Source organism: Ornithinimicrobium sediminis (assembly GCF_021272345.1).
In the GTDB taxonomy this organism is placed as follows: Bacteria; Actinomycetota; Actinomycetes; order Actinomycetales; family Dermatophilaceae; genus Ornithinicoccus; species Ornithinicoccus sediminis_B.
The window spans coordinates 869,311-883,475 of sequence record NZ_JAJSDQ010000001.1 but is presented as its reverse complement, the minus strand read 5'-3'; the positions used below and the strand labels follow the sequence as shown (position 1 = coordinate 883,475).

10 protein-coding genes and 1 pseudogene are annotated in these 14,165 nt (G+C 68.2%); 8 read left to right on the top strand and 3 right to left on the bottom strand.

Annotation, left to right across the window (positions count from 1 at the left end; translation table 11 throughout):
- Window positions 1-73: 73 nt before the first annotated feature.
- Entirely contained in the window at window positions 74-2,155 is a 2,082-nt protein-coding gene (locus tag LVO85_RS04040) for a cell wall-binding repeat-containing protein (RefSeq protein WP_269812839.1), read from the bottom strand.
- Window positions 2,156-2,707: 552 nt separating this feature from the next.
- Between LVO85_RS04040 and LVO85_RS04035 the strand changes: the two genes are divergently transcribed.
- The 5 genes from LVO85_RS04035 (at window position 2,708) to LVO85_RS04015 (ending at window position 9,367) form a co-directional block, all read left to right on the top strand.
- Window positions 2,708-3,244, top strand: coding sequence for a hypothetical protein (locus LVO85_RS04035; protein WP_232746097.1), 537 nt, complete (start codon window positions 2,708-2,710; stop codon window positions 3,242-3,244).
- Window positions 3,245-3,341: 97 nt separating this feature from the next.
- Window positions 3,342-6,341 carry a fibrinogen-like YCDxxxxGGGW domain-containing protein gene (locus LVO85_RS04030; protein ID WP_232746197.1) on the top strand — a complete coding sequence of 1,000 codons (3,000 nt, stop codon included), beginning with the start codon at window positions 3,342-3,344 and terminating at the stop codon, window positions 6,339-6,341.
- Entirely contained in the window at window positions 6,299-7,198 is a 900-nt protein-coding gene (locus LVO85_RS04025) for a fibronectin type III domain-containing protein (RefSeq protein WP_408637668.1), read from the top strand. The genes LVO85_RS04030 and LVO85_RS04025 overlap by 43 nt, the downstream gene beginning before the upstream one ends.
- A gap of 7 nt (window positions 7,199-7,205) precedes the next feature.
- Complete coding sequence (locus LVO85_RS04020) at window positions 7,206-8,408, top strand: Gfo/Idh/MocA family protein (RefSeq protein WP_232746095.1); 1,203 nt, start codon at window positions 7,206-7,208, stop codon at window positions 8,406-8,408.
- Window positions 8,405-9,367: a hypothetical protein gene (locus LVO85_RS04015; RefSeq protein ID WP_232746094.1), complete on the top strand. Its 963-nt coding sequence runs from the start codon at window positions 8,405-8,407 to the stop codon at window positions 9,365-9,367. The genes LVO85_RS04020 and LVO85_RS04015 overlap by 4 nt, the downstream gene beginning before the upstream one ends.
- On the opposite strand, the gene LVO85_RS04010 is transcribed toward LVO85_RS04015, so the two are convergent.
- Complete coding sequence (locus tag LVO85_RS04010; RefSeq protein WP_232746093.1) at window positions 9,308-10,645, bottom strand: phenylacetate--CoA ligase family protein; 1,338 nt, start codon at window positions 10,643-10,645, stop codon at window positions 9,308-9,310. The two genes, LVO85_RS04015 and LVO85_RS04010, sit on opposite strands and share 60 nt — an antisense overlap.
- Before the next feature lie 104 nt (window positions 10,646-10,749).
- On the opposite strand from LVO85_RS04010, the gene LVO85_RS04005 reads away from it, so the two are divergent.
- From LVO85_RS04005 to LVO85_RS17165, 3 genes and pseudogenes are all read left to right on the top strand, one after another.
- Window positions 10,750-11,661 (top strand): glycosyltransferase family 2 protein, encoded by a 912-nt coding sequence (locus LVO85_RS04005; RefSeq protein ID WP_232746092.1) that lies wholly within the window; start codon window positions 10,750-10,752, stop codon window positions 11,659-11,661.
- The gene (locus LVO85_RS04000) at window positions 11,662-12,111 is read left to right on the top strand and encodes a glycosyltransferase family protein (RefSeq protein WP_232746091.1); all 450 of its coding nucleotides are present in this window, start codon (window positions 11,662-11,664) and stop codon (window positions 12,109-12,111) included.
- Window positions 12,054-12,491, top strand: a pseudogene (locus tag LVO85_RS17165) (glycosyltransferase); the annotation flags it as partial. The gene LVO85_RS04000 and the pseudogene LVO85_RS17165, both read left to right, overlap by 58 nt.
- Window positions 12,492-12,593: 102 nt before the next feature.
- Here LVO85_RS17165 and LVO85_RS03995 read toward each other — a convergent pair.
- Window positions 12,594-14,126 carry an oligosaccharide flippase family protein gene (locus tag LVO85_RS03995; RefSeq protein ID WP_232746090.1) on the bottom strand — a complete coding sequence of 511 codons (1,533 nt, stop codon included), beginning with the start codon at window positions 14,124-14,126 and terminating at the stop codon, window positions 12,594-12,596.
- Window positions 14,127-14,165: the final 39 nt, after the last annotated feature.

The window sequence follows — 14,165 nt, the reverse complement described above, 5'->3', positions numbered from 1 at the left end:
GGCGCGGTGCGACAGACACGAGGTCGGCCCCCACCCCGGTCGGGGCGAGGGCCGACCTCGTCGGTCGTCGCTGCTACGGCGTGTGCTCGTAGATGCGGACGTAGTCGACCTCCATGACCGGGTTGTCCGTCCACTGCGGGCTGGCCGGGTCAGGGACCCCCCAGTACTTCGTGGACGGGCCGATGTGCAGGTTCATGCGGACGTGCCACGGAGAGTCGTACGCGGCGGTGTCGGTCCACAGCTTGGCGAAGTGGTCCTGGGTGGTCGGCGTCGGGCCGGCCAGCGTGCCAGGCAGCATGCGCCAGGAGGTCGGGGTGAGATGGAACTGCTCCACCCACTGGGTCTCTCCTTCTCGCTTGCGGTAGAAGGAGAACTCGTCCGGCGTGTAGACGAAGCGGTACTCCACCCACTCGTCGTAGACCGGGTCAGGCTGTGTCCACGCCTCCTTGGTGCCTCCACCCATCGTGTTCGAGTGGACCGTGAACGCCGTCTTGCCGGCGTTGGGTTTCGGCTGGGCCGGGTACCAGCCTTCCTTGGCAGCTGCCTTCGGGCCTGAGCCCCACCCCTCGGTGAGGTCGATCTCGCCGCTCTTGGCGTTCCGCAGCCACACAGCGCCCAGCGTGCCGAGCGAGCTGTCCGGTTTCATGGGCATCTTGACCCTGTACTGCCACATGCCCCACCGCTGCGAGTAGATGGTGTCCGACCCGGAGCTGAGACGGTGCTCCAGGTAGCCCGTCTTCATCGCGCGGAGGGTCGGGTTGCCCTGCGGGCCGGTAGAGGTGTACTGCCATTCGCTCTCCGGCATCCACTCGCCCCGGATGACGACCTTGCCGTCCTCGACGCGGGTCTGCGACGAGCGGATGATCGTGGCGTCGTTGAGCAGACCGAACGTCGAACGGTCGCGGACGTTCCAGGACGCCGGGTCTGGCGCACCGTCGGTGCTGAACTCGTCCTGCCAGGTGGGGTAGCCCCAGCCGTCTACATAACCGTCCTCCGGGGTGGGCTCGGGTTCGGGGTCCGGGGTGGGCTCGGGTTCGGGGTCCGGGGTGGGCTCGGGTTCGGGGTCCGGGGTGGGCTCGGGTTCGGGGTCCGGGGTGGGCTCGGGTGCCGGAGGTCTGGCCGCATCCGTGAGCTCTCCCACCGTTGCGTCCGAGATGGCCGCCGGCCCACCCACGACGTACAGCGTGGTCGGCCCCAGGTCACCGAGCGCCTCGCTGATGGGGTCGGGGACGCTCGTCGGCTCGGTGAGCAGCAGGGGTGAGTCGTGGAAGCCGGACACTGCCGCGGCGACCAGGGCGTCATCCGTGCCTGCACCGGATGCGACATAGACGTCGTCGCTGCGGATGTCGTAACGCTCGGCCACGGCGGCAGCAGTCGCGTACCTGTCCGCGCCCGCAACGCGGACGGGTGCCTTCGCGGCGGCGTAGGAGGCAGCCTCTGCGGCCACCTCGTCCGAGACGACATCCGTGCCGCCGACGACGACGACCTCCGAGGGCTCGAGGCGCTTCAGCTGCTCGGCGATCCTGCTGTCCAGACGGTCGCCGCGGGTCACCAGCATCGGCACGCCCTGGCTGCCGGCCAGGGACCCCGCCGTCAGCGCGTCAGCAAAGGCCTCGCCGCTGGTGAGGTAGACGCGCTGGCCCCGAGCCGAGTACTCGGCGGCCACCGCCGCGGACACCGCATACCTGTCGGGGCCGCTGATCCGGCGCACCTCGCCGGCGTGGGACTGCAGCTGGCGGAGGACCTTGTCGTCCACGGAGGCCTCGCCACCCATGACCACGACCTCACGCGGTCGGAGCACGGACAGTGCCTCGGTGGTGTCCTTCGGCACCATGTTGCGGCGGACCAGCAGCACCGGGGCACCGATGGACGCCCCTCGTGCCGACGCGAGCAGGACGTCGGCCGGTGAGTCGCTGCTTCCTACGAAGACGACTTCGGGTCGCTCGCGGAAGTGGGCCGCCACGGCCGCAGCGGTCGCGAACCGGTTGCGGCCTTCGAGGCGAAGGCTCGTGACGGGATCGATGGAAGCCGTCGCTGTCGAGGAGGCGACCGGCCGGGCTGCAAAGGCGCCAGGGGCGCTGACAGTGGGGTTGGCGGGGGCTGTCGTGAGTGCCAGGGGGAGGCTGACAGCGATGGCCAAGAGTGATCGATGCATACGTGCTCCTGTCTGGTGGCAGGGTCAGTATGCGGTTGCCGGCCGCCGCTCCTAGGCCACTTGACCTGGGAAGACGAAGATTTTGCGAGGACTTGACCTCTGGCTGACGGATGCCATACCTGGCCTATAGGTTGCGCGCGCTGTAGCGCGAGGACGATCGTCGCAGGGTTCGTCGCAGGCAACCTCTATCCAAGAGGTAGTCGCATGGGTACTCTTCTTAAGAAGTTTGCCAACTCTTTACCAAAAGGGGGCAAAGGGGATGCACACTCCACGTGCGCGCGTCACCCTTCCCGATCGTCAGCGCGACCACAGGACGCCCTGATGACCAGGCCGTGGCGAGCCACCGCTCTGGTGCTGTTGGTGGCACTGGTGGGGATCGCGGCCGCCTGGTACCTCATCTCGCAGTCCTCTCCGTCCACCGCCGAAGGGGGGGACCCACCACCACCTTCCGTCGCACAGGCACAGTCGACGCCCACCCCGGATCCGGGCTCTGAGGCGGCCAGTACGCCGGATCCGGCACCGGCGGACCTGACCCAGGGGCCCGACCCCGACGTGACGAACGCGGAGCAGGCCCAGAGACGCCAGCAGGAGGACGCCGAAGTAACGGAGCCCGAGCCGCTGGACATCGACGCACCTGACAGGGGGCAGCTCGGTGACGAGCCGGAGTCGGTCGAGGACGTGAGCGAGGTGGTCACGGTGCTGGTCGATGCGCAGAACGAGATTCTCCAGCGGGCCGACGGGGGAGTGGAGGGCCTCGAGCTCATCGCAGATGGATGGGTCAGAGGTGAGCTGGAGGCGATGGCGCTCGAGCGCTCGCACGACGGTATGACGCAGGTCGGCGAAGCACACGTCGTCTCCGTGGAGGCCACCGAGGTCGACCTGGAGGCGGATCCTCCCCGGCTCGTGCTGAACGTGTGCCTCGACACCTCCGACATCGACGTCCTCGATGCTTCCGGACAGTCGATGGGTGACCTGATGTACCAACCCGACCACCCGGTGCTCCATGTCTACGGAGCCGAGTTCGAGGACGGTCGATGGAGGGTCACCACCCACGACATACCCGCGTCTTCGACGTGCTCCGACCCGTGACCTGATGAATCTCCCGTGACTGTGACCCGACTCTCGAGAACTGAACAGAACTACCTCCCGTGACCTGATCCATCCCAGCCCTGCCAGAAGGTGAACCGTGACACTTTCGCCCAGCGCGTGCGCACGCTCCGTCCGCACGCTTCGTCTCTCCCTCGTCCTTGTCCTGCTGCTAGCGCTGGGTCTGACCTCGGTGCCCGCAGCCCAGGGTCAGGCCGAGGACCCTTTGTCGGACGGGCTGTCGTCCTTCACGGCAGCAGGCTCGTGCTGGGAGGTGAAGCAGAACCACCCGGACTCGCCCGACGGGCTGTACTGGCTGGTCACCCCAACACTCCAGAACCCTCAGCAGTTCCACTGCGACATGACGACCGACGGCGGGGGCTGGGTGCTGGTCGGTCGCGGACGCCAAGGATGGAAGGATTACTACCAGGGTTTGCGTCCGGCACTGGTGTCCTCCCCCATCACGGGACCTGAGGCCTTCGCGCCAGCACAGCTGGAGGCGAAGACCATCGACGGGCTGCTGAACGGTCAGCGGGTGGACGCCCTCACGGACGGCATCAGGCTGCGGCGCGCGACGAACACCTCCGGCACAGCGTGGCAGGAGGCGCGGTTCCAGGTGGACCGCTGGGAGGGATGGGCATGGACCTTCCCGGCGGAGCGTCCCGTCACGTCGTACAGCTTCGACGGTGTGAGCGGCAGCGGCGGCCAGACGGTCAACTTCGGCAGCGACAACGCCTACCGACGAGTCACCACCACGTTCCCGCAGAACCAAGGCTGGGTCTGGGGGTTCTCCTACGGCGGCAACGTGACAGGCACGAACTCGTCCAGCTCCTACCTGTGGAGCAACACCACCGGACAGGGCAACGCCCGGCCCTTCACCCAGGTCTACCTCCGGCCGAGAGTGACCCTGGCGGAGCTGGATCTCCCAGCCATCCCGGACGCGGGCACCCCTGTCCAGGAACAGAGCCCGCTGGCCGAGTCCGAGTCGCTGGCGACAGTGTGGGGGGTGAGTGGGCTCGCCAACGGCAACGCCGGCGAGCTGGACAGTGAGGTGCAGGCGTTCGCCCAAGTCGGCAACCGGGTCTTCGTGGGTGGCAACTTCCGGTACGTCGAGCGGAGCTCCAGTGGGCTCGACCGGGTGGAGCGGCCCTACCTCGCCGCCTTCGACGTCAACACAGGGCAGTTCGTCTCTACGTTCACCCCAACCCTGAACAACCAGGTCAAGACCCTGAAGGCACTTCCGGACGGGAGGCTGGCCGTGGGCGGTCAGTTCTCCACGGTGAACGGGCAGCCACAGGCCTCCTTGGCTTTCCTGAACCCCTCGACCGGTCAGCTGTCCGGCAGCCAGGTCACCGTGGAGAACCGGTCGACGGGGGGAGTCGCCACAGTGCGCAACCTCGACGTCCAGGACGAGTGGCTGTACGTCGCCGGCTCGTTCACCCATATGTCCGATGCCGCTACCTGGAACGGTGGACGCCTCCGTCACGCGACAGGTCAGGTCGACTCCGGGTGGAACCCGGTCCTGAACGGCACCAGTGTGGGCCTGGACGCCTCCGAGTCGGGATCACGTGCCTACTACTCCGGCTACTTCCGGCAGGCCGGTGACGTTGCAACGGTCAGCGCGGCTGCGCTCTCGACGCAAACAGGCGCAGCCCCGGTCAGCCCCCTGTGGCAGCCCACCTTCAGTCGCACGCTCAACAACAACCTGTGGCAGCTGGCCGTCGGTGAGGGTGGGGACCGCGTGTGGCTCGCAGGCTCCGAGCACAGCATGTTCAGTTACGCCCGGGACGACTTCTCCTTGATGGAAGGGCACATCACCAAGGCTGGTGGTGACTACCAGTACATGAGTCTGGACGGCGACATCATGTACGCGGGATGCCACTGCGACAACTGGAACTACCAGAACGCCTTCGCCTGGCCCAGTGTCGGCACGAGCTGGACACACGCCGACAAGATCGGTCAGATCGGCGCCTACGACACCACCAACGGCGACTTCCGCCCCGACTTCTCACCGGTCGTCAACGGCCGCAGAGGCTTCGGGGTCTGGGGGATCTTCACCGACTCCACCGGCACGATGTGGGTGGGCGGCGACTTCGTCTCGTCCGTCCGCGTCAACAGCGGCAGCAGCTTCATCAACCAGTGGTCCGGTGGCTTCATGCGCTTCCCGGCCCGGGACACCTCGGCGCCCACACGGCCCTCGGGTCTGACCAGCGCTCTGGAGGGCACCGACCTGCGCCTGTCCTGGAACGGAAGCAGTGACGACCGCGGTGTCGCCCGCTACGAGATCCTGCGCGACGACCGCGTGGTCGCCTCCACGAGTTCACTGTCGGTCGTGGCGCCGTTCCGCGAAGGACGCTACTTCGTCCGTGCCGTGGACGCCGCCGGGAACAGGTCGGCGAGCACAGAGGTCCACGTGGTGGGTCCACCACCGGAAGAGCTCTTGACGTTCATCTCGGCGGGTTCGGACTGGTCGTGGGTTTATGACAACGACCCATGGCCGGCAGGATGGGCGTCGGTGGACTTCAACGACGCCGGATGGGACTCGGGCCCGGCGCCGCTGGGCCGAGGCTCGTCGTTGGTGGTGACGAACATCATGCCTGATCCGATCTCGCCGCAGCCTCTGAACGCGCAGTTCCGCCACGCGTTCGAGGTGACGGATCCGACCACTGTCGTCGGCGGGGTGATCACCACGCGGGCCGATGACGGTGTGGTGGTGTTCGTCAACGGCGTGGAGGTGGGTCGGGCCAACATGGGCACCGGCACGCTGTCGGCAGGCTCCTACGCGACGGCGGCGCCCAGCGCCGCGAACGCTGCTGCCAACCCGGTGACCTTCGAGGTGCCGTCGTCCTTGTTGGTCGAGGGCACCAACGTGGTGGCTGCCTCGACCCATGCCAACTACCGCAGCACGCCGAGCCTGACCTTCGAGCTCACCTTCACCGCCGAGCGCGGCGAACCGGCGGAGCCGGACCCGGAGCCGGTGGCGCCGTCGGTGTCGGCGGATGCGTCTAGTGGTCAGGTGGTGCTGTCGTGGTCGGCTGACCCGGAGGTGGAGGCGACGTGGTGGCCGGCACGGAGTACGACTACGCGGTGGTCGCTGTGAGTGCGGCGGGTGTGTTGTCTGCGCCTGGCACGGTCACGGTCACGGTGCCGGCGGAGCCGGACCCGGAGCCGGTGGCGCCGTCGGTGTCGGCGGATGCGTCTAGTGGTCAGGTGGTGCTGTCGTGGTCGGCTGACCCGGAGGTGGAGGTCGCGGAGTACCGGATCTCCCGGGACGGGGGGGCGGTGGCGACGGTGCCGGGTTCGGAGCTGTCGTGGACGGACACGGACGTGGTGGCCGGCACGGAGTACGACTACGCGGTGGTCGCTGTGAGTGCGGCGGGTGTGTTGTCTGCGCCTGGCACGGTCACGGTCACGGTGCCGGCGGACCCTGTGGGCACGCCGGTCGAGTTCGTGGCCGAGGGTGCCGACTGGGCGTGGAAGTTCGACAACGAGGCGTGGTTGGATGACTGGACCTCAGTGGGCTTCGACGACGACCTCTGGGCCCTGGGGCCTGCTCCGTTGGGGCATGGTTCGTCGTTGGTGGCGACGGACATCATGCCCGAGTCGATCTCGCCGCAACCGTTGAGCGCGCAGTTCCGGCACACCTTCGAGGTGCAGGATCCCACAACGGTGGTGAACGGGGTCGTCACCACATGGGCCGACGACGGTGTCGTGGTGTTCGTCAACGGGGTGGAGGTGGGCCGGGCCAATATGGCTCCAGGCACGGTCGATGCCCGCTCGACGGCAACGGCGCGGCCCTCGACGGCGGACGCAGCTGCCGACCCGGTGACCTTCGAGGTGCCGTCCGCCCTCCTGGTAGAGGGCGAGAACGTGGTGGCGGCCTCGGCGCACGTCGGGTACCGAAAGTCGCCGGATCTGAGCTTCGAGCTCACCTTCACTGCCGAGCGCACGGAGTGATGGGGTGATGGACACGCATCGGACCTACACCAGGAACGACTCACCTCAGCTTCGGCCGCTCAAGGTGGCCGTCATCGGACTGGGCAAGATGGGCCTCTCCCACCTGTCGATCATCAAGCCCCATCCGGACGTGACGCTGACCGCCGTCTGCGACGCCTCGAAGCTCGTCCTCGAGGTGCTGCACAAGTACACCGGCGTCGAGGTGTACTCCGACGCGACACGGATGCTGGCCGCGGTCGAGACGGATGCCGTGGTGGTCGCCACTCCGACCGCATCGCATCTCGACCTGGTCAGTGCAGCGGTCGACGCAGGCAAGCACGTCTTCTGCGAAAAGCCCCTCACGCTGCGTCCCGAAGACTCCTTGGCTCTGGTTCGGGCTGCCCACACCCGGCAGGTCCACCACCAGGTGGGGTACCACTATCGGTTCGTCGCGGCGTTCCAGGAGTGCAAGCGGCTCCTGGACGCCGGGGCGGTCGGGCGGGTCGTGCACGCGCAGGCAGAGGCATACGGACCGGTCATCCTCAAGACCAGCGGAAGCACGTGGCGGTCCCGGCGGGACCAGGGGGGTGGCTGCCTCTACGACTACGCCGCCCATCCGATCGACCTGCTCAACTGGTACCTCGGCGAACCTCTGTCGGTCTCAGGCACCGTGATGGGGACCATCCTCTCGGCGGAGACGGAGGACGAGGTCTACGCCACCATCCGCTACCCGGAGGGGGTCTCCAGCCAGCTGTCCGTCAACTGGTCGGACGAGTCCCAGCGCAAGATGTCGACCAGAGTCAGGATCTGGGGGACACACGGGACGATCGACGTCGACCGGCAGGAGTGCCAGGTCTACCTGCGAGGACCCGACGTCCCCGACGGATACCACCAGGGGTGGAACGTGCGGTACACCACTGACCTCAGCAACCCGGTGAACCACTACGTGCGCGGGGAGGAGTACAGCGCCCAGCTCGACTACTTCGTCGACCGTTGTCTCGACAGGTCGTCCGGTGCCATGGTCGAAGGGTCGGGCGCAGCTGACTTCGCCTCTGCTGCCCAGACCGACGAGGTGATCGGGATGCTGCTCCGCGACCGGGACAGTGGCACAGCCACCGCGCGTCCTGACGTCGCTGTCAGGACAGCACCGCCGTCACGGAGCGGCAGGACCGCTCGACCGGGACGTCTGCGCAGAGTCGGCGCGACCGCACGGAAGATCCTGGCGCGATGACCATGGACCGGCTGCTGTTCGGCGACAACCAGTTCTTCGGCATCAACCACATGTCGGAGCAGAAGGCGCGTGCCCAGGCGATGCGCTTCCAGGACATCGAGGTCGTCCTGGAGGTGCTGGACGCCGCCTACGAAGCAGGCCTGCGGACGTTCATGTGCACCACGCACGAGCGGATCGCGGAGATCTGCGACGCGGCACGGCTCCGCCCCGAGCGCTACCCGGAGCTCGTCTTCTTCCCTGGTATGCCGTATGCCCACAAGTACGCGAACGCCGTCACCGAGCGAGGGATGGTGGGGGCCGTCCGACAGTTCGTGCCTGACGAAGGGATACTCAGCTCGGTCGTGCGCGGGGGCCGGTCCCTGGCGCGCAAGGACGTCGAAGGGCTCATCACCCTGCTTGTGGACGCCGAGATGAGGATGTTCGAGGGGCTCCCGACGCCGGTGGTCTTCCTGCAGAACGTCGTTGTGGACCTGCTGCTCGGCCTCGAGTTCACCGAGGCGTTCGCGGTCTTCGCGCGCCACGTGCGTGAGCGTTACGGCGCGGAACCCGGGTTCATCACGATGAACCTACCCTCACTCGTGCAGGCCCTGGAAGACGCAGGGATCGAGGAACCTGTCGTCTGCGCCAACATCAACAAGATCGGGTTTCGCATGTCGGGGGGCATCGACGCCTACCTCGACGTGCTCGAACAGCACCGCTGCCGGGCCATCGCCATGTCCGTCTTCGCCTCCGGCGCCATCCCCCCGAGGGAGGCGCTCGAGTGGATCGCGGACATCCCCGCCGTCGAGTCGGTCGTGTTCGGTGCGTCGAGCACCGCGCACATCGAGAGCACCGTGCGGATCGCACGGGAGCTGTGGGGTCAGGTCAGCGACCCCGTCAGGAACGCCCGGAGAAACGGGTCAGTCCTGGACATGCGACACCACCAGCTTGGTCTTGCCTCCCTCATGGGCGATGAATGAGACGAGCTCGACCGTGACCGAGACGCTGTCCCCCAGCATGCCGGCGATGTCCCGCGCCACCGCCTCCGCGGCCGGGGTGGCATGGTCGGGCGAGCGGGTCGGCACACAACGCATGGTGATGCGGTAGTCGGCATGCTGTTCGATCTGGAAGTGGTCCACCCGACCAGGCCAGCGGGAGAAGACCGTGCTGAGGCCTCCTGGGACCACGCGCCCGTCAGGGGCACGGAGCACGTCGATCTCCCGTCCGTCCACCGGGGACATGGTCGGCAGGGACATCCCGCAGCGACAGGCGTCGGCCAGCAGCCGAGCGCGGTCGCCGATCCGGTAGCGGACGAGGAAGTGGACGGCGTTGACGAGGTCGGTGAGGAGCACGTCGCCGAGCTGCCCGTCCCGTGTCGGTCGGCCGTCACCGTCGACCGTCTCCACCACACGCAGGTCGGTCATCATGTGCAGCCCACCGCGCGCGCGACACTGTGCCGCGATCCATGGCACCTCGGCAGAGCGGTAGCAGTCATAGACGGGCGCACGCAGCACCGTCTCGATGTGCTCGCGCTGCACGTCCCGCAGCACGGAGGCGGTCACAGCCACAGCGCGTGGCGGTCGCAGGGACAGGCCCTGAGCCTCCACGAACGCGGTGAGCTCGTGCACGGCCTCGACGTATCCCGTCAGCACCTGCGGCTCGAGGCGGTTCCACTGCCGCACGAACCTCTCCATCTCGTCCGGACCCATCCCACGTGCATTGAGGTACAGGTGCCGGGTCGGCCACCACTGCGCGTCGTAGGCACGCGCCCTCCACCCTGCACGATGCTGTCGGGTGACGAAGGCGGCATGCTCCCCGGCGCCGACCCCCCACCAGCGGTAGGCACGCCACCACATGGCGGCGACGGGGGCCGAAGGGTCGTGCAGGACCTGCATCGGGCGGCCAGTGCTCCCGCCCGTCGTCGAGACCAGTCCGCGACGACGGGACGAGGGGTCGACCATGTCCGATCCGTGCTCGCGCACGGCATCCTTCGTGACCTCGGGCAGCATGGCGAAGTTGCCCGGGTCGGCCAGGTCAGCGAGGCCGAAACCGGCTTGTGTATAGAGCTCCCGGTAGAAGGGGGTGGTCAGGAACGCTGTGCGAGCCACGGCCATGGCCCGTGCCGCCTGCACGACGCCCAGCAGCTCGGGGTCCACCTTCTCGTAGGCGCGCATGCGTCGGGCTGCCCGTCTGGTGCGTGGTTGGGCCAGACCGGACTTCACCGTGAAGACACGGTGGGCCATCGCCGAGGAGACCACGCTCGTCCTCCTTCCTCGCCGGCGAACTCCCGGAGGCGTGCCGCGACTGCAGGACTTTCAGCATATGGCCAGCACCTACGCGGGTCCGTTGGGCGGTGGCTCGGATGTCGTCGGGCGTGACGGTGGTGGTGCCCACCCATCACAGGCCTGAGCTCATGCGGCGTGCTGTGGCCAGCGTGCTGGACCAGCAATACGACGGCGACCTGGAGGTCGTCGTGGTGTTCGACGCCTGCGACCCGTTCGTCCCAAACGTGCCGACCGGGGGCGGTCGCGTCCTCCGAACGGTCACGAACACGCGCACCCGTGGTCTTGCCGGAGCGCGCAACACCGGCATCCTTGCCGCCTCCCACGACTACGTCGCCTTCCTGGACGACGACGACGTGTGGCTGCCGGGCAAGCTCGCTGCACAGATGTCGCTCCTGGAGGCGCACCCGGACGCCGTGCTGGTCGGCACGGCCATGGAGGTGGACGCAGGCGAGCGCACCCACGTGCGACTCGTCCCACACAGCCCTGTCACACACGAGCATCTGCTGCACAACCGTCTGGCGGGCCTGCACTCCAGCTCGTTCGTGTTCCGTCGAGAGGCGCTCGTGGGACCTATCGGGATGGTGGACGAGGAGCTTCCGGGCAGCTACGGCGAGGACTACGACCTTCTGTTGAGGACGTCCCGGCTGACGCCGGTCCTGGTGGTCAACGAACCGCTCACCCGAGTGACCTGGCAGGGACAGTCGTACTTCTTCGGCAAGTGGAGCCAGTACGCGGACGCGCTCACCTGGCTGCTCCAGGCACATCCGGAGTTCGCCGCGCACGACAAGGCAGTGGGGCGCATCCAGAGCCAGATCGCCTTCGCGCGGGCCGCTGCAGGACAACGAGCGCTGGGCCGCTCCTGGGCAGTGCGAGCCCTCAGACACCACGTTGCCCAACCCAAGGCTGTCCTGGCCTGGCTGATCGGGGCGCACCTGCTGCCTGCGCGGTGGGTCATCTGGGCTGTGCAGCGCGCAGGAAAGGGGATCTGAGTGAAACTTCTCATCGTGTGCTCCTCCGGCGGGCACCTGGCACAGATGTGGGCGCTGAAACCGTTCTGGGAGAAGCACGAGCGGGTGTGGGTGACCCTGCCGACGGATGACGCGGTCGCCCGGCTCGTCGGCGAGACGGTCGTCGAAGCGCACTACCCGACCGTGCGCAGCCTCCGTAACCTGGTGCGCAACACCTTCCTGGCACACGAGGTCCTGTGCCTGGTGCGACCGGACGTCATCCTGAGCACGGGCGCGGCTGCGGCTGTGCCCTTCTTCGCGCAGGCAGGGGCGTTCGGTGCTGTCACCGTGCATCTCGAGCCGGTGGACAGGATTCGACGGCTGTCCCTGAGCGGCCGGCTGCTGTACCCGTTCGCCGACCACTTCTTCGTGCAGTGGCCGGAGTTGGCTGCGCAGCTGCCGGAGAGCGAACACGTCGGGGTGGTCCTGTGATCCCCAGGGCCGAGGTCGTCGTGAGCATCGGCACCTACCATCTGCCGTTCGACCGTCTGGTCGACTGGGTCGACACGTGGGCCGAGGCGCACTCTGAGGTGTCGGTGCTGGTGCAGCACGGGGTGTCGCGACCGTCCCGGCACGCCCAGAACGTCGCGATGATCCCGCATGCCTACCTCATCGAGACGTATGCGGCAGCCCGCGTCCTGGTCCTGCAGGGCGGAGCCGGCGGAGTGATGGACGCCCGAGCGGTGGGGGCCGTCCCGATCCTCGTGCCGCGGAGCCCCGAGTTCAACGAGGTCGTCGACTTCCACCAGCTCGAGTTCGCTTTGCTCCTGAGGGAGCAGGCCGTCGTGCACGTCGCGGTGTCGGAGGAAGAGCTGCACTCCCTGATGTCCCGGGCGCTAGCCGGTGACGTGCCGACCCGCGCGACGGACCTCACCCCGTCGCCTGGAGTGAGGCGCGTCCTGTCCCGACTGGACTCACTCGCTGCGGAGGTGGCTCGGTCCGGTGTCCCCCCGGCCCGGCGCGGGCGGCTGCGACGAGCCGCCGCTCGCGCCATGGGCACCCCTCCCCATCAACGTCTCGATCCCGAGACGGCGTCTGAGCAGCCACAGGGACAGGCCGTACACGGGCAGACAGATCGCTAGGAAGGGCAGGAGCGCTGCAGGCTCTGGGCCCCACACCGCCAGGGCCAGCAGGCCGCCGCCACCGAACACCGCGATGGGAAGCCCGCCCGCGGGAAGCACCTGCAGGGGCCGCAGCTCGACACCGATCGCCCGCTGGACGATCGTCGCTGCAGCCAGCGTGTCGAGGGTGACGACCACCGCGAACGCCGCTGCTGCGCCCATGATGCCCCACCGTGGGACCAACAGGAGGTTGAGCACGACGCTGGCGCAGAGCACGGCGCTCTTCTCGTAGACCTGCCAGCTGCTGCGCCCCCCCATCAGCAGGATGCTCTGCAACATGCCCCCGACCGTGGCCACCAGGAACGTCGCTGACAGGACCACCAGCACGGGGTACCCGTCGGCGAAGTCAGGACCGAAGAGCTGCAGCACCGACGGTCCCATGACGATGAGCGAGACGTAGAAGGGCCAGGACAGGAGCACGAGCGCCCGGGTGGCATGGGTATGCAGGACGGCCGCGGACTCCCGGTCGTCCAAGGACAGCTGATGGGCGATCACCGGGCTGACGACGATGCGCAGCGCGCGGTCCACGATCTGGCCCGGACGCACTGCACGGGTAGCCACGGCGTAGATGCCCACCTCGTGCGCCGGGCGCAGCGCCGCGACGATGATGACGTCCGCCCATTCGAGAGAGACCTCGACGGCCGCGCCGAGCGCGCGCCCTCCGCTGAACCGCCAGAACGACCTGAACGTCTCACCGTTCTCGGTCGGTGCTCGGCGCGCGCGCAGGTCGGCTCGTACCGGAGCGACCAGGACCCCGAGGGTGACCAGAAGCCACAAGGGCAGCAGCGCCAACCAGGCGCCGAAGGCGTGGACGACACCCCACCCGAGACCCACGACGAGCCCGACACCGGCGACGCGCCCCACCGGCACCAGGATGTTCTGCAGCACGGTGAAGGCCGCCACGCCCCGCATCATCCGCACACCCGTGTGCAGCACCCCCAGCACAGCGGCGACGGCCACGAACGGGGCGCCGAGCCTGATGATGTCCGCCAGGTCCTCGACACGTCCGCCCCCTGCGAGGACGCGGGCGACCGGGTCCGCCAGCGCGCCGAGCAGCACGCTGACGACGACCGAGACCACCAGGACCGGCCAGGTCGCCCACCAGAGCACCCTGGTCTCGCTCGTCCGGCTGTCCAGCGCGCGCGACCGGGCCAAGGACCGGAGGAGTCCGCTGTTCGTGCCGAGCTTGAGGATGCCTGCCAGGACGGTGAAGAGGGCGACTGCCTGGAAGAACAGGCCGGTCCCTGCCGTTCCCAGCCCTCGTCCGACCACGATGGCGAGCACCAGGGCAGCGCCCGCCGCGAACGCCGAGCCTGTCAGGCTCACCGCTCCGGACGTCAGCAGCCTACGGGGAGCGGGGTTCTG